Below are 26,943 nucleotides of genomic sequence, written 5' to 3'. Positions count from 1 at the left end.
ACGGCAGCGCCGCGCGGACGTCCGGGCGGCGTGTCCGAAATGGGCACTATTGGGTCAGCAGTGTAGAACGGGAGATGTGACGGCAATGGCTACGGAAACTCTCCAGCTCCGCGATGCGTGTGCCGTCCCCGCGCCGGGCGGCGAGCGGTGACCGAAGCCGGGACGGCGCGTACCGGAGACCCGGAGCGCGGCACCCTCGACAAGGCCGCGGACGAGAACTTCCCGGTGGCGCCCTTCTTTCTGCCCAAGGCCTGGCGTGACGATCTGATGGCCGTGTACGGCTTCGCCCGCCTCGTCGACGACATCGGTGACGGCGACCTGGCCCCCGGGGGCGCGGACGCCCGCCTCCTCGGCGTGTCGCCCACGGAGGCCGAGGACCGCGTCGTCCTCCTCGACGCCTTCGAGACCGACCTCCACCGGGTGTTCGACTCGACCCCGCGCCACCCGTTGCTGCGCCGCCTCCAGCCCACGGTCCGCCGCGCCCGCCTCACCCCCGAGCCCTTTCTCGGCCTGATCGCGGCCAACCGCCAGGACCAGCTGGTCAAGCGGTACGAGACCTATGACGACCTGGTCGCCTACTGCGAGCTGTCCGCCAACCCCGTCGGCCGCCTCGTGCTGGCCGTCACGGGCACCGAGACCCCGGAGCGCGTCCGTCGCTCCGACGCGGTGTGCACGTCACTGCAGATCGTCGAGCACCTCCAGGACGTGGCCGAGGATCTCGGCCGCGACCGTATCTATCTGCCCGCCGAGGACATGAAGCGCTTTCATGTCCAAGAGGCGGATCTGGCCCCGGCCACGGCAGGCGCATCGGTGCGCGCACTGGTTGCATACGAAGCAGAACGCGCCCGGAACCTCCTGAATGAAGGCACCCCCCTCGTGGGTAGCGTCCACGGCAGACTGAAGCTGCTGCTCGCGGGGTTCGTTGCGGGGGGAAGGGCGGCAATCCGTGCGATTGCCGCCGCCGAATACGACGTACTTCCAGGCCCGCCCAAGCACGGCAAGCTCCAGCTGCTGCGCGAGGTGGGAGTGACTCTGCGAGGAAAGGGGTGATCCGGACCGTGGAGTCTGAACAACACGTGCCCGCACCGGTACTCGCCGCTTACAGCTACTGCGAAGCAGTAACCAGTCAGCAGGCCCGTAATTTCGCGTACGGCATCAGACTTCTGCCGACGTCCAAGCGCCGCGCGATGTCGGCGCTGTACGCGTTCTCACGTCGTGTCGACGACATCGGCGACGGCACGCTCGCAACGGACGTGAAGGCGTCCCGTCTCGAGGACACCCGGGCCCTGCTCGCCCGGGTCCGCGAGGGTTCCGTGGAGGAGGACGACACCGACCCGGTCGCGGTCGCCCTCAGCCATACCGCCGAGTACTTTCCGGTACCCCTCGAAGGCCTCGACGAACTCATCGACGGCGTCCTCATGGACGTACGCGGAGAGACGTACGAGACCTGGGACGACCTGAAGGTGTACTGCCGGTGTGTGGCCGGGGCGATCGGGCGGCTCTCGCTCGGCGTCTTCGGTACGGAGCCGGGGGCGCGCGGAGCTGAGCGTGCGCCGGAGTATGCCGACACACTCGGGCTCGCGCTCCAACTCACCAACATCCTGCGGGACGTACGTGAGGACGCCGAGGGCGGACGTACCTATCTGCCCGCCGACGACCTCGCCAAGTTCGGCTGCTCGGCCGGGTTCAACGGGCCGACACCACCGCCCGGCTCCGACTTCGCGGGCCTCGTGCACTTCGAAGTGCGCCGGGCCCGCGCTCTCTTCGCCGAGGGCTACCGGCTGCTGCCGATGCTGGACCGGCGCAGCGGCGCGTGCGTCGCGGCGATGGCCGGCATCTACCGCCGCCTCCTCGACCGCATCGAGCGCGAGCCCGAAGCCGTGCTGCGCGGCCGTGTCTCGCTGCCCGGACGTGAGAAGGCGTACGTCGCCGTGCGCGGCCTCTCCGGCCTGGACGCCCGGCATGTGTCCCGCCGGACCGTCAGGAGGCGTACCTGATGGACAATTTGGGCCAAGGTGATTCCAACGGCGAAAAGTGGCACGCAACCCTCCGGAGCCGCGGGGCGTCCCTGACTGCAATGGCCTGCCGCACACCGCTCGAACACCGCGGCACGGCCGAGGGGGAGGGTGCACGATGAGCGAGGTCACGCGGCCCGTGGACACCACGGGCCGCCCGGACACGGCAGCCGCCGTGGTGGTCGGCGGAGGGCTCGCCGGCATCACCGCCGCGCTGGCGCTCGCCGACGCCGGGGTGCGTGTGACGCTCCTCGAAGGCCGGCCGCGGCTCGGCGGGCTCGCCTTCTCCTTCCAGCGCGGCGATCTCACCGTGGACAACGGACAGCACGTGTATCTGCGCTGCTGCACCGCCTACCGGTGGTTCCTCGACCGCGTCGACGGAGCCTCGCTTGCGCCACTGCAGGATCGTCTCGACGTGCCCGTTCTCGACGCCGAGGCGAAACCTGGGCGGCGGCTCGGCAGAATCGGCCGCACCGCGTTGCCCGTACCACTGCATCTGGCGAAAAGCCTCGCGACCTATCCACACCTGTCACTCGCCGAGCGCGCCAAAGTCGGGCGTGCCGCCTTGGCGCTCAAGGGGCTCGACCTCGCCGATCCGGCGCTCGACGCGCAGAACTTCGGCAGCTGGCTGGCCGCGCACGGTCAGTCCGAGCGTGCCGTCGAGGCACTGTGGGACCTGGTGGGGGTCGCCACCCTCAACGCGGTGGCCAAAGACTCCTCGCTCGGGCTCGCCGCGATGGTGTTCAAGACCGGTCTGCTGTCCGACCCGGGCGCGGCCGACATCGGCTGGGCGCGCGTCCCGCTGGGCGAACTGCACGACACTCTGGCTCGCAAGGCGCTCGACTCCGCGGGCGTCCGCACCGAAGTCCGTACACGCGTCACCTCCATCTCCCAGAACGAGAACGGCCGCTGGAGCGTTCGGGTTCCCGGCGAGACGCTCGACGCCGACACGGTCGTCCTCGCCGTACCGCATCGCGAGGCCCACGATCTGCTGCCCGAGGGCGCGCTCGACGCCCCCGAACGGCTCCTTGAGATCGGCACGGCGCCGATCCTCAACGTCCATGTCATCTACGACCGCACGGTGCTCACCCGGCCGTTCTTCGCGGCGCTCGGCTCCCCGGTGCAGTGGGTCTTCGACCGCACCGAGGCCTCCGGGCTCCGGGAGGGGCAGTACCTGGCCCTCTCGCAGTCGGCCGCGCAGGACGAGATCGACGAGCCCGTGTCCGTGCTGCGCGAGCGCTATCTGCCGGAGCTGGAGCGGCTGTTGCCCGGCGCGCGCGGCGCGGAAGTGAAGGATTTCTTCGTGACCCGGGAGCGTACGGCGACGTTCGCCCCCACCCCAGGCGTCGGGCGGCTGCGGCCCGGCGCTCGCACCAAAGCTCCCGGTCTGTACTTGGCCGGAGCGTGGACCGCCACAGGGTGGCCCGCGACCATGGAGAGTGCGGTCCGCAGTGGTGTCAGTGCGGCGGGAGCCGCGCTGGGCGCCCTGGGCCGGCCTCGCGATCACCTCTTCGAAGTCGAGGAGGCGGCCTGATGCTCGATCAGCGCGCGGCGGACCCCCGCACCCCCGGTACCGCAAAAAGAGGAGAGACTGTGCCCACTGTGCCCCCGGCCGAAACGGCTGCCGACGCGGTGGACGTGACCGCGCTCCTGGAGCGCGGCCGGACCCTGGCCACACCGGTGCTGCGGGCGGCCGTCGACCGCCTGGCGCCTCCCATGGACACTGTCGCCGCCTACCATTTCGGCTGGATCGACGCCGAGGGGAACCCCGCGGACGGTGACGGCGGCAAGGCCGTACGCCCCGCGCTCGCCGTTCTGTCCGCGCAGGCCGCCGGTGCCGCCCCCGAGGTGGGCGTGCCGGGTGCGGTCGCCGTCGAACTGGTGCACAACTTCTCGCTGCTGCACGACGACCTGATGGACGGCGACGAGCAGCGCCGCCACCGCGACACCGTCTGGAAGGTGCACGGCCCCGCCCAGGCGATCCTCGTCGGCGACGCCCTGTTCGCGCTGGCCAACGAACTCCTGCTGGAGCTCGGCACGGTGGAGGCGGGCCGCGCCACCCGGCGCCTGACCACCGCCACCCGCGCCCTCATCGACGGCCAGGCCCAGGACATCTCCTACGAGCACCGCGAGCGGGTCACCGTCGAGGAGTGCCTGGAGATGGAGGGCAACAAGACGGGCGCCCTGCTCGCCTGCGCCTGCTCCATCGGCGCGGTGCTCGGCGGCGCCGACGACCACACCGCCGACACCCTCGAGAAGTACGGCTACCACCTCGGCCTCGCCTTCCAGGCCGTCGACGACCTCCTCGGCATCTGGGGCGACCCGGAGGCCACCGGAAAGCAGACCTGGAGCGATCTGCGCCAGCGCAAGAAGTCCCTGCCGGTGGTGGCCGCGCTCGCCGCGGGCGGGCCCGCCTCCGAGCGCCTCGGCGAACTGCTTGCCGCCGACGCCAAGGCCAGTGACTTCGAGAACTTCTCCGAGGAGGAGTTCGCCGCGCGCGCCGCGCTCATCGAGGAGGCCGGCGGCCGCGACTGGACCGCCCAGGAGGCGCGTCGCCAGCACGCGATCGCCGTCGAGGCCCTCGACGCGATCCATATGCCGGAACAGGTACGGGCCCAGTTCGTGGAGCTCGCCGACTTCGTCGTCGTACGGAAGAGATGATCAGTATCGGTCGAATAAACCTCGCGTAGTCGCCGGCCGGTGCCGCGGGAAACGCGCACCGGCCGACGGCGGACCCACAGCAGAGACATGCCACTGCACGAAGGGGAAGCCATGACAGCGACGACCGACGGAAGTACCGGGGCCCTGCCGCCCCGCACTGCCTCGGCCCGCGAAACCGCAGAAACGACAACTCCCGGGGCGGCCGGGACAGTCGAGACCCGAGACGCCGCCACGCGCGCGATAGAGCGCGCCACAGATTTCCTGCTCTCGCGGCAGGACGCCCAGGGCTGGTGGAAGGGCGACCTCGAGACGAACGTCACGATGGACGCCGAGGACCTGCTTCTCCGTCAGTTCCTGGGTATCCGCGACGAGACGACCACACGCGCCGCCGGACTCTTCATCCGCGGTGAGCAGCGCGAGGACGGCACCTGGGCCACGTTCTACGGCGGACCCGGCGAACTCTCCACCACCATCGAGGCGTACGTCGCCCTGCGGCTGGCCGGCGACAGCCCGGACGAGCCGCACATGGCGAAGGCGTCCGCTTGGATCCGCGAGCGGGGCGGCATCGCCTCGGCCCGTGTCTTCACCCGGATCTGGCTCGCCCTGTTCGGCTGGTGGAAGTGGGACGACCTGCCCGAACTCCCGCCGGAGCTCATCTACTTCCCGAAGTGGATGCCGCTCAACATCTACGACTTCGGGTGCTGGGCGCGGCAGACGATCGTGCCGCTCACCATCGTCTCGGCGAAGCGTCCGGTGCGGCCCGCGCCGTTCGCGCTAGACGAGCTGCACATCGACGCCCGCAATCCCAACCCGGTCAAGCCGCTTGCCCCGGTGGCGAGTTGGGACGGCGTGTTCGAGCGACTCGACAAGGTTCTGCACCAGTACCGCAAGGTGGCGTCGCGTCGCCTGCGCAGGGCCGCGATGAACACCGCGGGGCGCTGGATCATCGAGCGGCAGGAGAACGACGGCTGCTGGGGAGGCATCCAGCCGCCCGCCGTCTACTCGGTCATCGCGCTTCATCTGCTCGGCTACGACCTCGAACACCCGGTGATGCGTGCCGGGTTGGAGTCGCTGGACCGTTTCGCCATCTGGCGGGAGGACGGCGCCCGGATGATCGAGGCCTGTCAGTCGCCGGTGTGGGACACCTGTCTCGCCACCATCGCGCTCGCAGACGCGGGCGTTCCCGCGGACCATCCGCAACTCGTGAAGGCGGCGGACTGGATGCTGGGGGAGGAGATCGTCCGGCCCGGTGACTGGTCGGTGAAGCGGCCCCGACTCCAGCCCGGGGGCTGGGCGTTCGAGTTCCACAACGACAACTACCCCGACATCGACGACACCGCCGAGGTCGTCCTCGCGCTGCGCCGGGTCAAGCACCACGACCCGGAGCGCCTGGAGAACGCCATCGGACGTGGAGTGCGCTGGAACCTCGGCATGCAGTCGAAGAACGGTGCCTGGGGCGCCTTCGACGTCGACAACACCAGCGCCTTCCCCAACCGGCTGCCGTTCTGCGACTTCGGCGAGGTCATCGACCCGCCGTCCGCCGACGTCACCGCGCACGTGGTGGAGATGCTCGCCTACGAGGGGCTCTCGCACGACCCGCGCACCCGCCGGGGCATCGAGTGGCTGCTCACCGAACAGGAGGCGAACGGCTCCTGGTTCGGGCGCTGGGGAGTCAACTACGTATACGGAACAGGGTCGGTGGTGCCTGCACTGGTCGCCGCCGGACTGCCCGGTTCACATCCGGCGATCCGCCGGGCCGTGGCCTGGCTGGAGACCGTGCAGAACGAGGACGGCGGCTGGGGCGAGGACCTGCGCTCCTACCACGACGTCGCCGAGTGGAGCGGCCGCGGTGCCTCGACGGCCTCCCAGACCGGGTGGGCGCTGCTAGCGCTGCTCGCGGCGGGGGAGCGGGACTCCAAGGCCACCGAGCGCGGGGTCGCCTGGCTCGCGGAGACCCAGCTGGCGGACGGCTCCTGGGACGAGCCGTACTTCACCGGCACCGGGTTCCCGTGGGACTTCTCGATCAACTACCACCTCTACCGCCAGGTCTTCCCGCTCACCGCGCTCGGCCGGTACATCCACGGCGAGCCGCTCATCGAGGCCAAGGGGGGCTGATGGACAGCAAGCCTGCGCCGGCCCCGCTCCTCATCGCCTGCGCGCTCGGCATCGAGCACCTCGCCCTGCGCAGCGGCGACCGAGGCGGTGCCGACGGGCCCGTCACCGTGCTGCGTACGGGCATGGGCCCCAAGGCCGCCGAGCGCTCGGTGACGCGGATCCTCGCGGACCCGGCGCTGCGCGAGGCGGCGGTCCTGGCCACGGGATTCTGCGCGGGGCTCGCCCCGGGCATGCACCCCGGGGACCTGGTCGTCGCCGAAGAGACCCGGGACCCGCGCGGCATCACGCCGTGCGTGGGTACCGAGCTGCTGGTCAAGGAACTGGTGCGTGCCCTGCCCGGGCGCACCGTCCACACGGGGCCGCTCATCGGCTCCGATCACGTCGTCCGCGGTCACGAGCGGTCGGGTCTGCTCGCGACCGGCGCGATCGCGGTCGACATGGAATCGGCGTCCACGCTCCACAGCGCCGTGCGCACGGGCGCGCGCCCGGTTGCGGCCGTACGGGTGGTCGTGGACGCTCCAGAACATGAACTCGTCCGAATCGGGACGGTGCGCGGTGGAATATCAGCTTTCCGTGTTCTTCGTGCCGTCCTTCCCGCTTTTTTTGAATGGCACCGTTCTTTGCTGCTCCCTCGGAGGTGAGCCAGATGGCCATGCCGCTTCGGCAGTCCATGAAGGTCGCTGCATACCTGTTTGAACAGAAGCTCAGGAAGCGGGACAAGTTCGCGCTGATCGTCGAGCTGGAACCCCTCTTCGCATGCAACCTCGCGTGCGAGGGCTGCGGGAAGATCCAGCACCCCGCCGGGGTGCTGAAGCAGCGGATGCCCGTGGCCCAGGCCGTGGGCGCGGTGCTCGAATCGGGTGCGCCGATGGTGTCCATCGCCGGCGGCGAGCCGCTGATGCACCCTCAGATCGACGAGATCGTGCGGCAGTTGGTGGCCAAGAAGAAGTTCGTCTTCCTCTGCACCAACGCGATGCTGCTGCGCAAGAAGATGGACAAGTTCAAGCCCTCGCCGTACTTCGCGTGGGCCGTGCACATCGACGGGCTGCGTGAGCGGCACGACGAGTCCGTCGCCAAGGAAGGCGTCTTCGACGAGGCGGTCGAGGCCATCAAGGAGGCCAAGCGGCGCGGCTTCCGCGTCACCACCAACTCGACGTTCTTCAACACCGACACCCCGCAGACCATCATCGAGGTCCTCAACTTCCTCAACGACGACCTGAAGGTCGACGAGATGATGCTCTCGCCCGCCTACGCCTACGAGAAGGCTCCCGACCAGGAGCACTTCCTCGGCGTCCAGCAGACCCGCGAGCTGTTCAAGAAGGCCTTCGCGGGCGGCAACCGGCGCCGCTGGCGGCTCAACCACAGCCCGCTCTTCCTGGACTTCCTGGAAGGCAAGGTCGACTTCCCGTGCACGGCCTGGGCGATCCCGAGCTACTCACTCTTCGGCTGGCAGAAGCCCTGCTATCTGATGAGCGACGGGTACGTGCAGACGTACAAGCAGCTCCTGGAGGAGACCGACTGGGACGCGTACGGCCGCGGCAAGGACGACCGGTGCGCGAACTGCATGGCGCACTGCGGCTACGAGCCGACCGCCGTGCTCGCCACCATGAGTTCCCTCAAGGAGTCGCTGCGCGCCTCCCGTGAGACCTTCACGGAAAGCCGCGGGTGACGTCATGACCGCCGTTTCCTTGGGCCTCCCCGAGGTGCCGGTCCGACCGATCGCGGAGCGCCGTGTTTCGCGGCAGATCCAGGTCGGACCGGTGGCGGTCGGGGGCGGAGCGCCTGTTTCCGTGCAGTCGATGACGACGACGCGTACGTCGGACATCGGCGCCACCTTGCAGCAGATCGCGGAACTCACCGCGTCCGGCTGCCAGATCGTCCGCGTCGCCTGCCCTACGCAGGACGACGCGGACGCCCTCGCGACCATCGCGAAGAAGTCGCAGATCCCGGTGATCGCGGACATCCACTTCCAGCCGAAGTACGTGTTCGCGGCCATCGACGCGGGGTGTGCGGCGGTCCGGGTGAACCCGGGCAACATCAAGCAGTTCGACGACAAGGTGCGGGGGATCGCGCGGGCGGCCCTGGACGCCGGCACCCCCATCCGGATCGGGGTCAACGCAGGGTCGCTCGACCAGCGGCTGCTGAAGAAGTACGGCAAGGCGACGCCCGAGGCGCTCGTCGAGTCGGCGCTGTGGGAGGCGTCGCTCTTCGAGGAGCACGGGTTCCGGGACATCAAGATCTCGGTGAAGCACAACGACCCGGTGGTCATGGTCAACGCGTACCGGCAGCTGGCGGCGCAGTGCGACTACCCGCTGCACCTCGGTGTGACGGAGGCAGGACCGGCCTTCCAGGGGACCATCAAGTCGGCCGTCGCCTTCGGGGCGTTGCTCAGCGAGGGCATCGGGGACACCATCCGGGTCTCCCTGAGCGCACCGCCCGCAGAGGAGTGCAAGGTCGGCATGCAGATCCTGGAGTCGCTGGGGCTGCGGGAACGGCGCCTGGAGATCGTCTCGTGCCCGTCCTGCGGGCGCGCCCAGGTCGACGTGTACAAGCTGGCCGACGAGGTCACGGCCGGTCTGGAGGGGATGGAGGTCCCGTTGCGCGTCGCGGTCATGGGCTGCGTCGTCAACGGTCCCGGCGAGGCGCGGGAGGCGGACCTGGGGGTCGCCTCCGGCAACGGCAAGGGGCAGATCTTCGTCAAGGGCGAGGTCATCAAGACCGTGCCCGAGTCGAAGATCGTGGAGACCCTCATCGAAGAGGCGATGAAGATCGCCGAGCAGATGGAGAACGACGGCGTCGCGTCCGGCGAACCTGCCGTCACCGTGAGTTGATCAGCACGGACCGAGAGGGGGCCCGAGCGTGACGATTCTGGAGAGCATCCGGGGACCACGCGACCTGAAGGCGCTGTCCGAGGCGGAGGTCGGTGAACTGGCCGATGAGATCCGGGAGTTCCTGGTGCACGCGGTCGCAAGGACCGGCGGTCACCTCGGGCCCAATCTGGGGGTGGTGGAACTCTCCATCGCACTCCACCGGGCCTTCGAGTCGCCCGTCGACCGCATCCTGTGGGACACCGGCCATCAGAGCTACGTACACAAGCTGCTGACGGGACGTCAGGACTTCTCCAAACTGCGCGGCAAGGGCGGCCTGTCCGGCTACCCGTCGCGTGAGGAGTCCGAGCACGACATCATCGAGAACAGCCATGCCTCCACGGCGCTCGGCTGGGCGGACGGCCTCGCCAAGGCCCGCCAGGTGCAGGGCGAGAAGGGGCACGTCGTCGCGGTCATCGGCGACGGAGCGCTGACCGGCGGCATGGCGTGGGAGGCGCTGAACAACATCGCCGCCGCCAAGGACCGGCCGCTGATCATCGTCGTCAACGACAACGAGCGCTCGTACTCGCCGACCATCGGCGGTCTCGCCAATCACCTGGCGACCCTGCGTACGACGGACAGTTACGAGCAGATCCTCGCCTGGGGCAAGGACGTACTCCTGCGCACACCGGTCATCGGGAACACCGTCTACGAGTCGCTGCACGGCGCGAAGAAGGGGTTCAAGGACGCCTTCGCCCCGCAGGGCATGTTCGAGGATCTGGGGCTCAAGTACGTCGGGCCGATCGACGGGCACGACGTGGGGGTGGTGGAGTCCGCGCTGCGACGGGCGAAACGGTTCCACGGGCCGGTTCTTATCCACTGCCTGACGGAGAAGGGGCGCGGCTACGAGCCCGCGCTCGCGCACGAGGAGGACCACTTCCACACGGTCGGTGTGATGGACCCGCTCACCTGCGAGCCCCTCGCGCCCTCCAACGGGCCTTCCTGGACGTCGGTGTTCGGTGACGAGATCGTCAGGATCGGGGAGGAGCGGGAGGACGTCGTGGCGATCACGGCGGCCATGCTGCATCCGGTGGGGCTCGCCAAGTTCGCCGAGAAGTTCCCCGACCGGGTGTGGGACGTCGGCATCGCCGAGCAGCACGCCACGGTGTCGGCGGCGGGCCTTGCCACCGGCGGGCTGCATCCCGTGGTCGCCGTCTACGCGACCTTCCTCAACCGGGCCTTCGATCAGCTCCTGATGGATGTGGCCCTGCACCGGTGCGGCGTGACCTTCGTGCTGGACAGGGCCGGAGTGACGGGCGTGGACGGCGCCTCGCACAACGGCATGTGGGACATGTCGATCCTCCAGGTCGTGCCGGGGCTCAGGATCGCCGCGCCGCGCGACGCCGACCAGCTGCGGGCGCAGCTGCGGGAGGCGGTCGCCGTCGACGACGCGCCGACGATGATCCGCTTCCCGAAGGAGTCGGTGGGGCCGGCGATTCCGGCGGTCGACCATGTGGGCGGGATGGACGTCCTGCACAGGGGGGAGCGGCCCTCGGTGCTCCTGGTGGCCATCGGAGTCATGGCACCGGTCTGCCTCCAGGCCGCCGAACTGCTCGAAGCCCGCGGAATCGGGTGCACCGTCGTCGACCCGCGCTGGGTCAAGCCGGTCGATCCCTCGCTGCCGGGGCTCGCCGCCGAGCACCGCCTGGTGGCCGTCGTCGAGGACAACAGCCGGGCGGCCGGGGTCGGCTCGGCGATCGCGCTGGCGCTGGGGGACGCCGAAGTCGACGTACCCGTACGGCGGTTCGGCATTCCGGAGCAGTTCCTCGCGCACGCCAAACGTGGTGAGGTGCTGGCCGACATAGGTCTCACGCCCGTGGAGATCGCCGGTCGGATCAGCGCCGGTCTGGCAGTCAAGGACGAGCTGTCCAAGGAGAAAAAGGAATGACCACGCCTTCCGGGAAGCAGGAGTTCGACCTCGGCGCGCTGCTCGCCGAACGCGGGGCCGAGCGCTACGAGCTGCACACCAAGTACCTGAACCACCAGCTCCCGCGCATGCTGCACACCATCGGCTTCGACAAGGTGTACGAGCGAGCCGAGGGCGCGCACTTCTGGGACGCGGACGGGGAGGACTACCTGGACATGCTCGCCGGGTTCGGGGTGATGGGCCTTGGCCGACATCACCCCGTGGTCCGCAAGGCGCTGCACGACGTCCTCGACGCCTCGCTCGCCGACCTCACCCGCTTCGACTGCCAGCCGCTGCCCGGACTCCTCGCGGAACGGCTGCTCGTCCACAGCCCGCACCTGGACCGGGTGTTCTTCGGCAACAGCGGTACGGAGGCCGTCGAGACCGCGCTGAAATTCGCCCGGTACGCGACCGGGAAACCGCGGATCCTGTACTGCTCGCACGCCTTCCACGGGCTGACCACCGGGTCGCTGTCCGTGAACGGCGAGGACGGTTTCCGGGACGGCTTCGCACCGCTGCTGCCCGACACGGCCGTCCCGCTCGGTGATCTCGACGCCCTGGCAGGGGAGTTGAAGAAGGGCGACGTCGCCGCCCTCATCGTCGAACCCATCCAGGGCAAGGGGGTGCACGAGACACCGCCCGGATATCTGCGCGCCGCACAGGAGTTGCTGCACAAGCACAAGGCGCTGCTCATCGTCGACGAGGTGCAGACGGGTCTTGGGCGGACCGGGGACTTCTACGCCTATCAGCACGAGGAGGGTGTGGAGCCGGACCTGGTGTGCGTGGCCAAGGCGCTGTCCGGCGGTTACGTGCCGGTCGGTGCCACGCTGGGCAAGGACTGGATCTTCAAGAAGGTCTACTCGTCCATCGACCGGGTCCTCGTGCACTCGGCGAGCTTCGGGTCGAACGCGCAGGCCATGGCGGCGGGGCTGGCCGTGCTCTCGGTCATGGAGAACGAGCAGATCGTGGCCAACGCCCGGGCCACGGGTGAGCAGTTGAAGTCCCGGCTCGCGGCGCTCGTGGACAAGTACGAGCTGCTGAGCGACGTACGCGGCCGGGGACTGATGATCGGCATCGAGTTCGGGCGGCCCAAGTCCCTGAAGCTGCGCAGCCGCTGGACGATGCTGCAGGCCGCGCGCAAGGGTCTGTTCGCGCAGATGGTGGTCGTACCGCTGCTGCAACGGCACCGCATCCTCACCCAGGTCTCCGGCGATCACCTGGAGGTGATCAAACTGATCCCGCCGTTGGTCGTCGACGAGCGGGACGTGGACCGCTTCGTGGAGGCCTTCACGGCCGTGATGGACGACGCGCACGGCGGCGGCGGACTGATGTGGGACTTCGGGAAGACGCTGGTGAAGCAGGCGGTGGCGAACCGCTGAGAGAGCGGGCGGTGCCGGACCGCTGGCAGAGCAGGCGATGGCGGACCGGAAAGAGCGGGCGATGGCGAACCGTCGGGTTTTTGCCTCTGAGGTAAGAAATTTGCCCCAGAGGTAAGGCTCGGGCTCAATGGAGGCATGAGCACCGCCGAGGGTTCGAACCCTTCCCCGCAGAGGGCCGCCGACGACCTCCATGTCGTCGCACCCCAGCTGCGTGAGCTGCGCCGCCGTGCCTCACTGACCCTGGAGGCCGCGGCCCGCGCCGCCGGGCTCTCGCCCGCCCACCTCTCGCGCCTGGAGACCGGGCAGCGCCAGCCCTCACTGCCGATGCTGCTCGCACTCGCTCGTATCTACGGTACGACCGTCTCGGAGCTGCTCGGCGAGACGGTCGCGGAGCGGGACGCCGTGGTGCGTGCCGCCGACATGGAGCCGACAGCGGCGGGCGGCTGGACCTACTGGCAGGCCGGCGCCTCCGGGCGCGGGATGCAGGCCCTGCGGGTGCATGTCCCGTACGGCTCGCAGGGCGACATCGTGCGGGTCCACCCCGGCGAGGAGTGGCTCCATGTCCTGAGGGGGCGGCTGCGGCTGCGCCTCGGTGACACCGCGCAGGTGCTCGCGCCGGGGGACAGCGCGCACTTCGACTCGCTCACCCCGCACCGCATCGCCGCCGCCGACCGGGACGGCGCCGAGCTCCTCTTCGTACACACCCTGCTGCAGAGCCCCACCGCCGCGCTGTGCCTCGGCCCGGCGACGGGGCACCCCACCCTGGGAGAGACACCATGACCGAACCGACGGAATCCGGCCCCCGCCGCGACATGGACGACAGGCTCCCCCGCGCTCTGTGGGTGCGGCTGATCATCTACGTGGCCGTCGGCCACCTCTTCGCGGCCTTCGTGTACCTGCTGTTCACGCTGGGCGCGCAGAACCAGTAGGGGCCGCTCGGAGGGGACCAGGAGGCCTTCGTCAGTCGACGAGCCGCTCGCGCAGCCGGTCCCGCAGCTCCGGGGTGCCCCCCAGCGCCTGCTCCAGATAGGCGTCGACTCCGCCCCAGGTCTCCTCGATCGTCTCGAAGGCCGCCGTCAGGTATTCGGCGCGCGCGTCGAACAGCGGGCTGAGCAGTTCCATGACCTCAGGGGAGTACGCCGAGGCGGAGGCGCTGCTGCGGTGGACCTTGTAGCGCCGGTGCGCGGCGTTCGATTCCAGGTAGTCGGCCACGATGGCCTCACGCTCGACGCCGACGGCGAGGAGCGTGATGGCTATGGAGAGGCCCGCGCGGTCCTTGCCCGCTGCGCAGTGCATCAGGGCGGGCACGCTGTCCTCGGCGAGGGAGTGCAGCACCTGGGAATGCTCCGCGGTGCGCTGCTTCACGATGGCGCGGTAGGAGTTGATCATTCGGTTCGCCCCCTTGCCGTCCGCGAGGAGAGCGCGCAGCTGGTCGAGATCGCCGTCGCGGACCATCTTCCAGAACTCGGCGCCGTCGGCCGGGTCGGTCAGCGGAAGATTCACGTTCCGCACGCCCGGCAGCTCGACGTCCGGGCCCTCCAGCTTCTGGTCCGAGGCATTGCGGAAGTCGAAGATCGTGTGCAGGCCGAGGGAGGCGAGGAACGCGGCGTCCTCATCGGTGGCGTGCGCGAGGTGGCCGCTGCGGAACAGCACCCCGTACCGCACCCGTCGGCCGTCCACGGTGGGCAGACCGCCCACATCGCGGAAGTTGCGCACTGCGGCCAGTTCGGGCTCGGTCGACGGGATCTGCTGCGTCACGGGAACTCCTCCCAATAAACCGTCGGCGCTGCTCGGCGTCGCCCGCCGACGGACGTTGCGCTATCGACGATACGACATGGGTACCTGGGGCAATGAGTTGTCCACAGGCGCCGTCTTCGCAGGTGCGGAGGCGTTGCCTCCAGGGCACGGAGCGCGTGATGATGTTGGTACCTGATCGCACCTGTTCGTATCTGTGGGGGATTGATGACGGAGATCGGCGCGGACGGTCGTACCTGGCTTCTTTCGGGGCCGACGAGCAGCTATGCACTGCGGCTCACCGAACTCGACGAGCTACTGCATCTCCACTGGGGCCCGCGCATCACGCTCGCCGACGCCGAGGCGCTGGCCGCCCTGCCGGCACCCCAGTACTGGCCGTTCGAGTCGCCGCTCGACGGGCGTGAGGAGTACCCGGTCGAGGGCGGCCCCCGCTTCACCCGCCCCGCCCTGTCCGTGCGGACGGACGAGCGGCGCGGGACCGAGTGGCGCTTCGAGGAGTACGAGGCGGACGGGGACGAGCTGCGGCTGCGCTTCTCCGACTCCGGGCTCGCCATCACCCTCCACTACCGGATGCGCGGCGATGTCGTCGAGCGCCGGGTGAGCCTCGTCAACGCCGGGCCCGCCCTGGAGCTGCTGCGCGCCGACTCCGCGACCTGGACACTGCCCGAGCGTGACGGCTGGCGGCTGTCCCAGCTGCACGGGCGGTGGGCGGCCGAGTCCCGGCTCGTACGATCGCACCTCACCTACGGCGAGAAGGTCATCGGCAGCCGACGCGGGCACACCGGGCACCAGCACCTGCCGTGGGTCGCGCTCGACAGCGAGGCGACCGAGGAGAGCGGCGAGGTGTACGGGTGCGCGCTCGGCTGGTCGGGCTCGTGGCGGATCTCCGTGGCCCAACTCCCCGACGCGCGCGTGCAGATCACCGGCGGCGCCGGGTACGACGACTCGGGTCTGCTGCGCCTGGAGCCGGGGGAGTCGTTCACCACGCCCGTCTTCGCGGGGCTCTGGAGCGACGGCGGCTTCGGCGGGGCGAGCCGCGCCTGGCACGCGTACCAGCGCATGTACGTCATCCCGGACGTGGACCAGGACCGGCCCGTGCTCTACAACTCCTGGGAGGCCACCGACTTCGGCATCTCGGAGGACCAGCAGCGCAAGCTCGCGCGGCGGGCCGCGGCCATGGGTGTCGAGCTGTTCGTGGTCGACGACGGCTGGTTCGGGGCGCGCACCAGCGACCGCGCGGGGCTCGGCGACTGGACGCCCAACCCGGACCGCTTCCCGGCCGGCCTGAAGCCGCTCGCCGAGGACGTACACGCGCTGGGTATGCGGTTCGGCATCTGGGTCGAGCCGGAAATGGTCAATCCGGACAGCGAGCTGTACCGCGCGCACCCCGACTGGGTGCAGTTCCAGCAGGGGCGAACCAGGACGGAGTACCGCAATCAGCTCGTACTGAATCTCGCGCGCCCGGACGTCCAGGAGTACCTGTGGGAGCAGCTCGACGGACTGCTCTCCAGCGCCCCCATCGACTACGTGAAGTGGGACTTCAATCGCTGTTTCACGGATGCGGGTTGGCCGGGCGAGCGCTATCCGCAGAAGCTGTGGGTGGCGCACGTGGAGGCCCTGTACGGCCTTCTGGACCGGCTGCGGGCCGCGCACCCCGGTGTCGCGTTCGAGTCCTGCTCGGGCGGTGGCGGCCGTATCGACCTGGGTGTCATGGCCCGTACGGACCAGGTGTGGACCTCCGACAACACCGACCCGCTCGACCGGCTCGCCATCCAGGACGGCTTCAGCCAGATCCACCCGGCCCGGATCATGGCCGCCTGGGTCACGGACAGCCCGAACACGCAGCTCAACGGGCGGGTCAGCTCGCTGCGCTTCCGGTTCGTGAGCGCGATGGCCGGGGTACTCGGCGTCGGCGGCGACCTGAGTGAGTGGAGTGAGCAGGAGCTCGCCGAAGCGCGGGACTGGGTGGAGCTGTACAAGGAGATCCGGCCCGTCGTGCAGCGCGGTGACCTCTACCGGCTGCGGCCCCCGGAGGGTGGGCTGAGCGCGGTGCAGTACGTCCATGGCGACGAGGTCGTCGTCCTCGCCTGGCTCCAGGCCCAGCGTCACGGTGAGCCGGTCGCGCGGCTCCGGCTACGCGGACTCGACCCGACACAAGCGTACGAGTGCCGCGAAACGGGCGAAATGCACAGAGGTGCGGTACTGCTGCATCACGGGGTGAGGGCGGGGCTGCGCGGGGATCTCGATGCGACGGTTATCCGCCTGCGTCGCATGTGACTGTTCTGTCCGAATTAGCTGCTTCATTACAACTGGCCCTGGAATAAGGTGCCGTGGGTCGACGTGCGTGAGCAGCGTCATATTCGTGACGATGTGTTGCGACACCTTTTTGTCAACCTGCCCGAATTCCCGGGCTATTTGAGAGGCCGGAAAGGTCATCAGTCCACAGAGGGTGACGGGAATTCCGGCATGGATCAAGGGGGTGACGTCCACAGAAAGCCCACATGGTTGTCGACGCGCTCTCATTTCGCTTACGTTCGCCATCAATCCGGACGGACGCCCAATCCTGCCGCCGCCCGGAATCCGCACTCACCCGTATGTGGCAGGAGCGGGGGACCCACAGGTAAGACGCCTGTTCCGGTCTCCGGAACGGCTAGGGGTATAGCCGCGCAGCCGCGTGGCCGGGCATCTCCAGCCCGCACCCGACAGCTCACCTCGCAGGCGCCGGAGAGGAATTCGTCATGCCCGCGAAGGGTAAGCACCGCCGTCCCAAGTCCCAGCGTTTCACGCGCTCGATCGCCGTTGCCGGAACGGGTGGCGCCGCGCTCGCGCTGCCACTGATGGGGGCCACCGGTGCCCATGCAGCGACTCCGACGGCCACGGTTTCCTCGACTCAGGAAAAGGCCGCAACGGCTCAGGAAAAGGCCGCCACCTCTGCTCCGGCCGCCGCCAAGAAGACCGCGACGAAGACCTACGCGGTAAAGGCGGGCGACTCTCTTTCGAAGATCGCCACCGACCAGAGTGTCAGCGGCGGCTGGAAGAAGCTGTACTCGGACAACCGCAAGGCTGTCGGCGAGGACCCGGCTCTCATCCATCCCGGCCTGAAGCTGACGATCGGCAAGAAGGCCGCGTCGAGCGGCACCACTGAGTCGTCCGCCAAGTCGAAGTCGTCCACCCAGTCGTCCAAGTCTTCCGAGTCGTCCACCAAGACGGCCGCCGAGACCACGACCCCGGCGACCGACACGGCGAGCAGCTCCGGCTACACCCTGCCGGTCGAGGGCGCCACCGTCGGCACCGCCTACAAGACCGCCGGCAGCATGTGGTCCAGCGGCTACCACACCGGCGTGGACTTCGTGGTCCCGACCGGCACCACCATCAAGTCCATCGCCGCGGGCACCGTCGTCTCGGCGGGCTGGGGCGGCGCGTACGGCAACCAGGTCGTCATCCAGCACGCCGACGGCCAGTACTCGCAGTACGCCCACATGTCCTCCCTCTCCGTCTCGGCGGGCCAGACCGTGACCGAGGGGCAGCAGATCGGCCTCTCCGGCGCGACCGGCAATGTCACCGGACCGCACCTGCACTTCGAGATCCGCACGACGCCGGACTATGGCTCGGACGTGGACCCGGTCGCGTACCTGCGCGCGCACGGTGTCACCGTCGGCTGACGCCTCTCCCTCACCTCCGAAGGCCGGACCCCACGATCCCCGGGGTCCGGCCTTCGGTGTTTCGTGGCCGACGGACCGCGTTCCTTCGGATTCATGAGCGGCACATTGCGGTCTTGTGGACAGCCCGGACGAGGTGTCGACAGACGTGCCGCGGTGGCCGCACAGTGATCTCCGTAAGCGCTTTCTAATCGCCTCGGAGGTCCGCTTTCCCGTGACGACCACTCGTAGAACCTTCGGAGCCCTGGCCGCCGGTGCCGCTCTCGCGGCGCTCGTCCCGGCCACCGCCGCGAGCGCCTCGCCGCGCTACCGCCGGGGCGAGCTCCTGGCCCACGACAGCTTCCGGCACGGACTCGGTCAATGGGCCGCCGAACTGGAGAACGGCGGCACGGTCATGGCCTCGCGCGGTGTCCTGGACATCGACGTGCCGGACGGCGCGACGGTCTGGTTCAGACGGAAGCTCGAAGGGCCGTACGTCATCGAGTACACCGCGACGCCGGTCTCCGCGGGCGGTGTCAACGACCGGGTGTCCGACCTGAACAACTTCTGGAACGCCGTCGACGTCCGCTCCCCGGAGGACCTCTTCGCCACGCCTCGGGGCGGCGCGCTCGCGGAGTACGACTACTTGAAGGCGTACTACGTCGGATACGGCGCCAACACGAACACGACGACGAGGCTGCGCCGTTACGTCGGCGAGGCCGGCGTGCGTCCACTGATCAGCGACTACACGGAGCCGCTGCTCACGGCGAACGAACCGAACCGGGTGCGGATCGTGTCGGACGGCTCCACCGTCCAGTGGTGTAACAACGGGCGGCTGGTCTTCGACTACAGCGACCCGGAGCCGTACACGAGTGGGCACTTCGCGTTCCGCACCACCTGGAGTCACTTCAGGATCACGGACTTCCAGGTGTGGCGGCTGTTCAACCGCCCCTGACAGGCCCTTATTCCGAGCTTGACCCAGACTTTATGAGTGGCTTATCTCACCACACGTCAACCCCTTCCTACGGTCGCGTAGCTCACACCCGAAGGTGAATCATGGGCCGATGTGGCAGACGATTCGAAGAGTGTCAACAGATCAGTGATCGGGTCGTACGTGGCGGTGGGGGACAGCTTCACCGAGGGCGTCGGCGACCCCGGGCCTGACGGGGCCTTTGTCGGCTGGGCCGACCGGTTCGCGGTACTTCTCGCGGACCGGCAGCCCGAAGGCGACTTCAACTACACCAATCTCGCCGTGCGCGGCAAACTGCTCGACCAGATCGTCGAGGACCAGCTCTCCAGGGCGAAGGAACTCGCGCCGGACCTGGTCTCCTTCTGCGCGGGCGGCAACGACATCATCCGGCCCGGCGTCGACCCCGACGAGGTCGCGGAGCGTTTCGAGCGCGCGGTCGCCGATCTCACCTCACATGTCGGCACCGTCATGGTGACGACCGGATTCGACACCCGTGGCGTGCCCGTGCTGAAGCACATGCGCGGCAAGATCGCCACGTACAACGGGCATATACGGGCCGTCGCCGACCGGTATGGCTGCCATGTCCTCGACCTGTGGTCCCTGAAGACGATTCAGGACCGCCGCGCCTGGGACGGCGACCGTCTGCACCTGTCACCCGAGGGCCACACCCGCGTCGCGCTCCGGGCCGGCCAGGTCCTCGGCCTCGAAGTGCCGGCCGACCCGGACCAGCCGTGGCCGCCCCTTCCGCCGCGCGGCACGCTCGAGGCCAGGCGCGACAACATCCACTGGGCGCGCGAGTACCTGGTCCCGTGGATCGGGCGGCGCCTGCGCGGCGAGTCCTCCGGGGATCATGTGGCGGCCAAGGGGACGCTCTCGCCGGACGAGATCAAGACGTGGATCGACGCGGTGGCCTGAACCGGGGCGCGATGCCGGGCTCGACGGCTGAGTGAGGGGTGGTTGGTGGTGCCGGGACCCGGCACCACCAACCACCCCTCGACGTTCCGGAGAGGCGCGTGCCTCAGCGCACCGCCGCCGTCAACGCCTCGCGGTCGAGGCCCAGTTCGCGTGCGAGCGCCTCGTCCACCCACTCGTGGGTCCGCGCTCGCGAAACGGCACCCGCGTACGAGGTCATCTGGACGGCGAGACCGTCGAGCAGCGCGGTGAGCCGCAGGGCCGTGCCGGTGGGGTCCGGGCAGCGGAACTCACCCGCGGCCACTCCCTCCGCGATTACCTCGATGATCGCGGCCTTCCACTGCTTGTCGAGGTAGCACGTGACCTCCCGCAGCGCGGGCTCGCGCAGTGCGGCCGCCCAGCCCTCGATCCACAGCCGCCAGCCCTTGGCCTGCCCGGTCGGCGCGTACCAGCGCACCGCGGCCCGCAGCCGTCGCAGCGCCGACGTACGACGGCCGAGCAGCTTGCGCAGATGGGCCAGATCGTCCTCGGCCGCGTATGTGAACGCCTCGGCGACCAGCTTCTCCTTGGTCGAGAAGTGGTACAGCACCAGCGCGTTGCTCACTCCGAGTGCCGAGGCAACATCGGCGATCCGTACCGCCGCCACGCCGCGCGCCTCGATCTGTTCGACGGCGGCGCGCAGCAACTCCTCACGCCGCTCCGCCACGTTCAAACGCACTCTCGCCACGCGGCAACCCTAATCCCTCGCCAGAGGTGGTGTTGGAGCCGGGTCTCCTTGGTTCGCGCTGGTCGTGCCGGTGGTCCCGCCGTCATCCGTACCAGCCGAACCGCTCCGCGATCACCGGCAGCCGGTCGGCGACGATGGCGTGCGCGGCGGCCCGCGGTGTGATCCCGTCGGCCTCCGCGCGGGCCAGCGTCCGGTCGATGAGGGCGCGCATGGAGTGCCGTGTGTACGCGAACGCCTCGTCCGCGTCCGCGCCGATGTCGCCGAACAGCGTCCACCACCACCAGGCGTTCGTCCCGGAGTTGACCACGACGTCCGGCAGCACGATGACCCCGCGCGCCGCGAGCAGTTCCTCCGCCTCCGCCAGAACCGGCATGTTGGCCGCCTCGACGACCCAGCGGGCGGTGATCCGGCGCTGGTTCACGGTGTCGATCGCGTACGAGACCGCCGCGGGCACCAGCACCTCCGCGTCGACGGACAGCCAGGCGTCGCCCGGCAGTTCACGGTCGGCCGGGCGCAGCGCCGAACGGTCGACCGTCCCGTACGCGTCCCGTGCCGCGAGCAGCGCGTCGACGTCGAGGCCCTCAGGGTTGGCGATCGTGCCCTTGATGTCGGCGACGGCCACCAGCGTGAGTCCCGCGCGCGTGAGGAAGCGTGCCGTGGCCCCTCCCATGGTGCCAAGTCCCTGCACGGCGAAGCGCGTTCCCGCGTACGGCGTCCCGGCGCGGTCCAGAGCCGCGAGCACCGACTCGGCGACACCGCAGCCGCCGACCAGCTCGTCGAGCCCGATCCCGTCCACCTCGACCGCGAAGGCGTCCGCGAGCCGCCGTCTGGCCGCCACCTCGTCGTCGAGCAGCGGGTACACGGCCTGGATGGACGAGACGAGCCCCGCCTCCTCGGCGGCCCTGTCGACCAGGTCCTGGGTGAGGCCGAGATCCTCGCCCGTGGTCCAGAAGCTCTCGATGTACGGGCGCATGGCGCGCAGGTAGCGCACCAGAAGGCCGTACGCCGCCGGGTCCTGGGGATCGCAGTCGATGCCGCCCTTGGCGCCGCCGAGCGGGATGTAGCGGCCCTCGGGGTTGTAGTGCAGGGCTTCTTTCATGGTCATGCCCCGGGCGAGCCCCGCGACCTCGTCCAGCGTGCAGCCCGCCCGCATCCGCAGCCCGCCGCTGGCGACGCCCCGTACGAGCCGGTCGACCACGAGGAATCCCTGGTGGCCGGTGACGTGGTCGGTCCAGGTGAGCAGCATCAGGGGGGCGGTCACGGGGTCTCCTCGGTACGGCGGTCAGGGGGCTGGAGGGCCGGCGCGAGGCCCACCGCCGTGGGGGTGTCGGAGTCCTCGGTACATGGTGTCTCCAAAGGCGGCCGGATGTACGGGGCCGGACGGTCACATTACGCGTACTGAACCGTCAGTCAGTAACCGGGCTCGCGTCGTGGAACCGAACACGCGTCCGCCCCGTGGACGGCGGAACGCGCGTCCCGTGGCCAGGAAGAAGAGCGGGCGCCGTGGGGTTGTGGAGATACAGGCCATGGGGTCACGGAAATTGTGCTGTGACAGGGCCGACCCGGCGCTGTCAGAGGCGGCGACCATAATGAAAGCCTGACTGACTCCACCTGGAGGTACTGTGACCGGTTTCCGTACCCTGAGCTCCGGGCTCCGCGCGCTGCGGCCCGCCGCCTTCGGCGCGGATCCGGCGGGTGAGCGCCTGGAGCGCATCCGCAGATCGCCGAACTTCGCGGACGGTGTCTTCAAGAACCCGGCGGGTACCCCTCGGCCGGACGGCGCGATGCGCGAGTTCGCGAAGACCTTCTTCCGCAAGGAGGAGCGGGTCCTGCGCGCCCCGGCGGGCACGGTGCCGGTGCACGCCACGACGCTCGCCGACCTGGGTAGGCCCGCGCCCACCGGGCTACGGCTCACGTGGATGGGGCACTCCAGCGTCCTCGCCGAGATCGACGGGCACCGCGTGCTGTTCGACCCGGTCTGGGGTGAGCGCTGTTCTCCGTTCGACTTCGCCGGACCCAAGCGGCTGCACCCGGTACCGCTGCCGCTGGCCGCGCTCGGCCCGGTCGACGTCGTCGTCATCTCGCACGATCACTACGACCATCTCGACCTGCCCACGATCAAGGCCCTGGCCGACTCGGACACGCTGTTCGCGGTGCCGCTCGGTGTCGGCGCCCACCTGGAGCGCTGGGGTGTGTCGGCGGACCGGCTGCGTGAGCTGGACTGGAACGAGTCGACGAAGGTCGGGGGAATCACCCTGACCGCCACGCCGGCCCGCCACTTCTGCGGCCGGGGCCTGCGCAACACCCAGCACACGCTCTGGGCGTCCTGGGTGGTGGCGGGCGATGAGCACCGGATCTACCACAGCGGCGACACCGGCTATTTCGAGGGCTTCAAGGACATCGGCGCCGAGCACGGCCCGTTCGACGCCACGATGATCCAGATCGGGGCGTACAGCGAGTTCTGGCCGGACATCCACATGACGCCCGAGGAGGGCATGCGCGCCCACCTGGGCCTTCAGGGCGGGCGGACCAGCGGCGTCATGCTGCCGATCCACTGGGCGACGTTCAACCTGGCGGCCCACCCGTGGGCGGAGCCCGGCGAGGGGTCGATCGCGGCCGCGGACGCGGCCGGTGCGCGGGTCGCGCTGCCCCGCCCCGGAGAGCCCTTCGAACCGACGGCCGAGACCGTTCCGTCCGAGCCCTGGTGGCGCGCCGTGGCCGTCACGCCGGAGGGTGGCTGGCCCGCTGCTCAGAAGACCACGGTCAGCACACCGGGTGACGTCGCCGCCGGGACCAAGGAAGGCACCGGGGAGCCGGAAACGGTGCCCGCGGGCTGATTCTCGGATCACGGGGGCTGATTTTTCGATCGACGGCGAGGGCCGGGGAGCGCACTGCTCCCCGGCCCTCGCCGTTTGTTCCCGACCGCTTCTGACCAGCTCTGATCGAATCCGGACCGCGACGCGAACACGTGTCCGAGGGTGTTATCGGTCTGTCGTACGAGGCCTCATACCAGAGCGGGACCCTGGCCGTGGGAGTTTGTCAACTGCCCACCGCACATGATGCGTTGCCGACTACTGTCAGTTGCCGTCGGGCGACGCGGGGTCGAATTTTTCGGCTCTCTCGACCGGCACCGCGATGACGCACGACCGAGTCGCGCAGACCTGCGGGAGCCCCAGGGGGCATCCGACCCGTCTCCGACCCGTCAGAGGCCCCCCACCCCCGACGTACCAGTACGAGGACGCCGATGTCTCACCTTCGCGCACCGGCCGCACGCGCAGACCGCCGTGAGGGCGGACGGCACGGACGGCCGGTCGCCCACACCGCACCCTCGCTGCCCGAGACCCACCTGCGGCCCCAGCTGCTGCGCCTCGCGGTGCTGCCGCCGACCGCGGTGGCCCTCAGCGCGTGCGCGGCTGTGCTCTTCACCGTCCGCTCGACCGGCGCACGCCCCACGCTCATCCTGTGGGCCGTGCTCGCGGGCGCCGTGGGCGTGGCGCTCGCGGGCATCGTGATCGCCGCCGTGGCCGCCGACCGGGCCGCCACGTCCGTGCACGAGCGGATAGGCGCCCTGCGCCGCACAACCGCCCGCACCGAGGGCGACCTGCGTGCCCTCGTGGAAGGACTGCGCCGAGGCGAGAGCCCGCCGGCGCGCAAAGCGCGTCGCCAGCCCCCCGCCGACGCCGACGACTTCGAGCTGCTCGCGGCCGACCTCTCGCGCGCCCACGACGGCGCCGTCACCGCCGTCGTACAGGCCGCGCAGCTCTCCAGCCACGCGGGCAGCGAGCAGAAGGTCGAGGTCTTCGTCAATCTGGCGCGGCGGCTTCAGTCTCTCGTGCACCGCGAGATCTCGATCCTCGACGAGCTCGAGAACGAGATCGAGGACCCGGATCTGCTCAAGGGGCTCTTCCACATCGACCATCTCGCCACCCGCATCCGGCGGCACGCCGAGAACCTCGCCGTGCTCGGCGGCGCCGTCTCGCGCCGGCAGTGGAGCAACCCCGTCTCCATGACCGAGGTGCTGCGGTCCGCGATCGCCGAGGTCGAGCAGTACTCGCGGGTGAAGCTGGTGCCTCCGATCGACGGCACCCTGCGCGGGCACGCCGTCGCCGACGTCATCCATCTGCTGGCCGAACTCGTCGAGAACGCCACGGTGTTCTCGGCCCCGCACACCCAAGTGCTGCTGCGCGTCAATCTCGTGACCTCCGGACTCGCCGTCGAGGTCGAGGACCGGGGCCTGGGCATGCCGCTCGGCGAACAGAACAAGATGAACGCCCTGCTCGCCGATCCCGACCAGGTCAATGTCGCCAGCCTGCTCCAGGACGGCCGCATCGGGTTGTTCGTGGTCTCGCAGATCGCCCGGCGGCACGGCATCCATGTGCGGCTGCAGAACAATATCTACGGCGGTGTCCAAGCCGTACTCGTCGTGCCGCAGGCGCTGTTGGGGACGGCGCAGGGCGACCCCGGAGTACTCACACGGGCGCAGCCGCAGGAGCCGGGCGCGGACCGGCGCCCGCCGGCCAGACCGCAGGCCGTGCAGGCGGGTCCGGTGTCCGCCCCGCCCGGGGGCGTGTCTCCTGTGCCTCGGCAGGCGCCGCGGGAGCAGGCTTCGCGGGACCAGACGCCGCGGAACCAGGCGTCGCGGGGCGCGGGGGCCATGGGGCGCAGCGGTCCGGCGCCGCTGCCCGTGCGCGGTAGCCACCTGGAGCGGCCCAACCCGGCGGAGGCCGTGCCCGGCATCCGCCCCGACGACCGGCACGCGGTGACGGAGCACGCGGGCAAGCCGCCCACGGCGCGAGGTGGTGCGGTCCGCGGCACCATGGGCAAGCCCCAACTGCCCACGCGGCGCGCCCAGGAACACATCGTCCCCCAGCTGCGTGAGGGGCCCGCACCCCGCCAGGACGCGGAGCACGTCGCCGGTCACGACCCCGGCCTCATGGCGGCGTTCCAGCGGGGGATCGGGCTCGCGGAGGCGGCCCATGCGGAGTCGGCGCGCACCGAGGCTCCGCGGGACCGGGCACACCTGGACCTGGTGGACACGGGTTCGCTGCCGCCGCTGGAGATGGTCCGGGTGGATGTGCCGATCGTGGGTGCGGGGGGTAGGGACACCGCCGCCATGGACAGCGCCGCCATGGACTCCGGCCACATGGATACCGCCCCTATGGATGCGGGCCATAGGGGTGCGGAGCACATGGACGTCCCCGATGCTCCGCGCGTTGAGCAATCACACGTGGATGCCTCACATGTGGATGCCTCCCACATGGAGCGACCGCACAGGGAGCGCCCGCATATGGATGGGCTGCACATGGACGGAGCGGCCCGAGTCGACGGAGTACCCGGAGCGCCCATCGGCGCGGCGCACATAGCCGAAGCGCACACGGCCCATGCGCCCGCGCCGCACGAGGCGCAGGGGGCGCGCGACGCCGCGCCCGCGCCTGCGCCGGGACAGGACTTCACCACCCGGCACGACGGGAGCGCACCGGCCGGATGACCAGTGGCCTCTCCACCCCCACACCCACCCCCTCCGCTCCCACAGACCTTCGTACCTCAAGGAGTCGATCCACCATGGCGAGCGATGCGCCGACCGGCCAGGTATCCGATCTCGACTGGCTGATGAGCGGCCTCGTACAGCGCGTACCGCACACCACGAGCGCGGTACTCCTGTCCTGCGACGGACTCGTGAAGTCGGTCCACGGCCTCGACACGGACAGCGCCGACCACATGGCGGCGCTGGCCTCCGGCCTCTACTCCCTCGGCCGCAGCGCGGGCATCCGCTTCGGGGACGGCGGCGACGTACGCCAGATCGTCGTCGAACTCGACTCGACCCTGCTGTTCGTCTCCACGGCCGGCTCGGGCACCTGTCTCGCCGTACTCGCCGGGCGCGAGGCCGACGCGGCGGTGCTCGGCTACGAGATGGCGATGCTGGTCAAGAGCGTCCGGCCGTATCTGATCACCGCCCCCCGGCAGCCCGCGGCCGAACCCTCGGCGATGAGGCCTTGAG

Annotated in this window: 23 protein-coding genes and 1 riboswitch; of the genes, 20 read left to right on the top strand and 3 right to left on the bottom strand. The window is 69.9% G+C overall.

Annotated elements, in window-relative coordinates; translation table 11 throughout:
• Positions 1-147: 147 nt before the first annotated feature.
• The 13 genes from hpnC to OG266_RS06340 all read left to right on the top strand — a co-directional run bounded on the left by hpnC (position 148) and on the right by OG266_RS06340 (position 13,872).
• Entirely contained in the window at positions 148-1,050 is a 903-nt protein-coding gene (gene hpnC, locus OG266_RS06400; protein ID WP_371543703.1) for a squalene synthase HpnC, read from the top strand.
• Entirely contained in the window at positions 1,047-1,997 is a 951-nt protein-coding gene (gene hpnD / locus OG266_RS06395; RefSeq protein WP_266472906.1) for a presqualene diphosphate synthase HpnD, read from the top strand. The genes hpnC and hpnD overlap by 4 nt, the downstream gene beginning before the upstream one ends.
• The gene (locus tag OG266_RS06390) at positions 1,997-2,137 is read left to right on the top strand and encodes a DUF6380 family protein (RefSeq protein WP_353962480.1); all 141 of its coding nucleotides are present in this window, start codon (positions 1,997-1,999) and stop codon (positions 2,135-2,137) included. The genes hpnD and OG266_RS06390 overlap by 1 nt, the downstream gene beginning before the upstream one ends.
• Positions 2,134-3,549 carry a hydroxysqualene dehydroxylase HpnE gene (hpnE, locus tag OG266_RS06385; protein ID WP_371543700.1) on the top strand — a complete coding sequence of 472 codons (1,416 nt, stop codon included), beginning with the start codon at positions 2,134-2,136 and terminating at the stop codon, positions 3,547-3,549. The genes OG266_RS06390 and hpnE overlap by 4 nt, the downstream gene beginning before the upstream one ends.
• Complete coding sequence (locus tag OG266_RS06380) at positions 3,549-4,676, top strand: polyprenyl synthetase family protein (RefSeq protein WP_266472903.1); 1,128 nt, start codon at positions 3,549-3,551, stop codon at positions 4,674-4,676. Before hpnE ends, OG266_RS06380 begins: the two co-directional genes overlap by 1 nt.
• Positions 4,677-4,787: 111 nt before the next feature.
• Positions 4,788-6,791 carry a squalene--hopene cyclase gene (gene shc, locus OG266_RS06375; protein WP_371543698.1) on the top strand — a complete coding sequence of 668 codons (2,004 nt, stop codon included), beginning with the start codon at positions 4,788-4,790 and terminating at the stop codon, positions 6,789-6,791.
• The gene (locus OG266_RS06370) at positions 6,791-7,432 is read left to right on the top strand and encodes a 1-hydroxy-2-methyl-2-butenyl 4-diphosphate reductase (protein ID WP_266472900.1); all 642 of its coding nucleotides are present in this window, start codon (positions 6,791-6,793) and stop codon (positions 7,430-7,432) included. The genes shc and OG266_RS06370 overlap by 1 nt, the downstream gene beginning before the upstream one ends.
• Positions 7,433-7,437: 5 nt before the next feature.
• Positions 7,438-8,460 carry an adenosyl-hopene transferase HpnH gene (gene hpnH / locus OG266_RS06365; RefSeq protein WP_266472899.1) on the top strand — a complete coding sequence of 341 codons (1,023 nt, stop codon included), beginning with the start codon at positions 7,438-7,440 and terminating at the stop codon, positions 8,458-8,460.
• A gap of 4 nt (positions 8,461-8,464) precedes the next feature.
• Complete coding sequence (gene ispG, locus OG266_RS06360; RefSeq protein WP_371543696.1) at positions 8,465-9,622, top strand: flavodoxin-dependent (E)-4-hydroxy-3-methylbut-2-enyl-diphosphate synthase; 1,158 nt, start codon at positions 8,465-8,467, stop codon at positions 9,620-9,622.
• Between the two features lie 28 nt (positions 9,623-9,650).
• On the top strand, positions 9,651-11,546 hold the full coding sequence (gene dxs / locus OG266_RS06355; protein WP_371543695.1) for a 1-deoxy-D-xylulose-5-phosphate synthase: 1,896 nt from the start codon (positions 9,651-9,653) through the stop codon (positions 11,544-11,546).
• A complete protein-coding gene (locus OG266_RS06350) occupies positions 11,543-12,943 on the top strand; it encodes an aspartate aminotransferase family protein (RefSeq protein WP_371543693.1) in 1,401 nt (466 codons plus the stop codon). Before dxs ends, OG266_RS06350 begins: the two co-directional genes overlap by 4 nt.
• 135 nt (positions 12,944-13,078) lie before the next feature.
• Positions 13,079-13,723 (top strand): helix-turn-helix domain-containing protein, encoded by a 645-nt coding sequence (locus OG266_RS06345; protein WP_371543691.1) that lies wholly within the window; start codon positions 13,079-13,081, stop codon positions 13,721-13,723.
• 32 nt (positions 13,724-13,755) lie between these two features.
• On the top strand, positions 13,756-13,872 hold the full coding sequence (locus OG266_RS06340) for a DUF6126 family protein (protein ID WP_371552663.1): 117 nt from the start codon (positions 13,756-13,758) through the stop codon (positions 13,870-13,872).
• Positions 13,873-13,903: 31 nt separating this feature from the next.
• Here OG266_RS06340 and OG266_RS06335 read toward each other — a convergent pair whose 3' ends face one another.
• The gene (locus tag OG266_RS06335; protein WP_371543689.1) at positions 13,904-14,701 is read right to left on the bottom strand and encodes a tyrosine-protein phosphatase; all 798 of its coding nucleotides are present in this window, start codon (positions 14,699-14,701) and stop codon (positions 13,904-13,906) included.
• Positions 14,702-14,905: 204 nt separating this feature from the next.
• Between OG266_RS06335 and OG266_RS06330 the strand changes: the two genes are divergently transcribed.
• From OG266_RS06330 to OG266_RS06315, 4 genes are all read left to right on the top strand, one after another.
• The gene (locus tag OG266_RS06330; RefSeq protein ID WP_371543687.1) at positions 14,906-16,975 is read left to right on the top strand and encodes an alpha-galactosidase; all 2,070 of its coding nucleotides are present in this window, start codon (positions 14,906-14,908) and stop codon (positions 16,973-16,975) included.
• Positions 16,976-17,275: 300 nt separating this feature from the next.
• A riboswitch (cyclic di-AMP (ydaO/yuaA leader) is annotated at positions 17,276-17,432 on the top strand.
• A gap of 4 nt (positions 17,433-17,436) precedes the next feature.
• Positions 17,437-18,360: a peptidoglycan DD-metalloendopeptidase family protein gene (locus OG266_RS06325; protein ID WP_371543686.1), complete on the top strand. Its 924-nt coding sequence runs from the start codon at positions 17,437-17,439 to the stop codon at positions 18,358-18,360.
• A 211-nt stretch (positions 18,361-18,571) separates the two neighbouring features.
• On the top strand, positions 18,572-19,291 hold the full coding sequence (locus tag OG266_RS06320; RefSeq protein ID WP_371543684.1) for a DUF6250 domain-containing protein: 720 nt from the start codon (positions 18,572-18,574) through the stop codon (positions 19,289-19,291).
• Positions 19,292-19,435: 144 nt separating this feature from the next.
• Positions 19,436-20,221, top strand: coding sequence for an SGNH/GDSL hydrolase family protein (locus OG266_RS06315; protein WP_266474952.1), 786 nt, complete (start codon positions 19,436-19,438; stop codon positions 20,219-20,221).
• A 103-nt stretch (positions 20,222-20,324) separates the two neighbouring features.
• Here OG266_RS06315 and OG266_RS06310 read toward each other — a convergent pair whose 3' ends face one another.
• Both OG266_RS06310 and OG266_RS06305 read right to left on the bottom strand, forming a co-directional pair.
• Complete coding sequence (locus OG266_RS06310; RefSeq protein WP_371543682.1) at positions 20,325-20,945, bottom strand: TetR/AcrR family transcriptional regulator; 621 nt, start codon at positions 20,943-20,945, stop codon at positions 20,325-20,327.
• 82 nt (positions 20,946-21,027) lie between these two features.
• Entirely contained in the window at positions 21,028-22,206 is a 1,179-nt protein-coding gene (locus tag OG266_RS06305) for a Glu/Leu/Phe/Val dehydrogenase dimerization domain-containing protein (protein ID WP_371543680.1), read from the bottom strand.
• 361 nt (positions 22,207-22,567) lie between these two features.
• On the opposite strand from OG266_RS06305, the gene OG266_RS06300 reads away from it, so the two are divergent.
• The 3 genes from OG266_RS06300 (at position 22,568) to OG266_RS06290 (ending at position 26,942) form a co-directional block, all read left to right on the top strand.
• Complete coding sequence (locus OG266_RS06300; protein ID WP_371543678.1) at positions 22,568-23,782, top strand: MBL fold metallo-hydrolase; 1,215 nt, start codon at positions 22,568-22,570, stop codon at positions 23,780-23,782.
• 407 nt (positions 23,783-24,189) lie between these two features.
• Complete coding sequence (locus tag OG266_RS06295; RefSeq protein WP_371543677.1) at positions 24,190-26,433, top strand: ATP-binding protein; 2,244 nt, start codon at positions 24,190-24,192, stop codon at positions 26,431-26,433.
• Between the two features lie 74 nt (positions 26,434-26,507).
• Positions 26,508-26,942 (top strand): roadblock/LC7 domain-containing protein, encoded by a 435-nt coding sequence (locus OG266_RS06290; RefSeq protein ID WP_266472882.1) that lies wholly within the window; start codon positions 26,508-26,510, stop codon positions 26,940-26,942.
• Position 26,943 lies beyond the last annotated feature (1 nt).

The sequence above is a fragment of the Streptomyces sp. NBC_00554 genome, assembly GCF_041431135.1.
In the GTDB taxonomy this organism is placed as follows: domain Bacteria; phylum Actinomycetota; class Actinomycetes; order Streptomycetales; family Streptomycetaceae; genus Streptomyces.
This window is presented reverse-complemented; position numbering and strand designations above follow the sequence as displayed.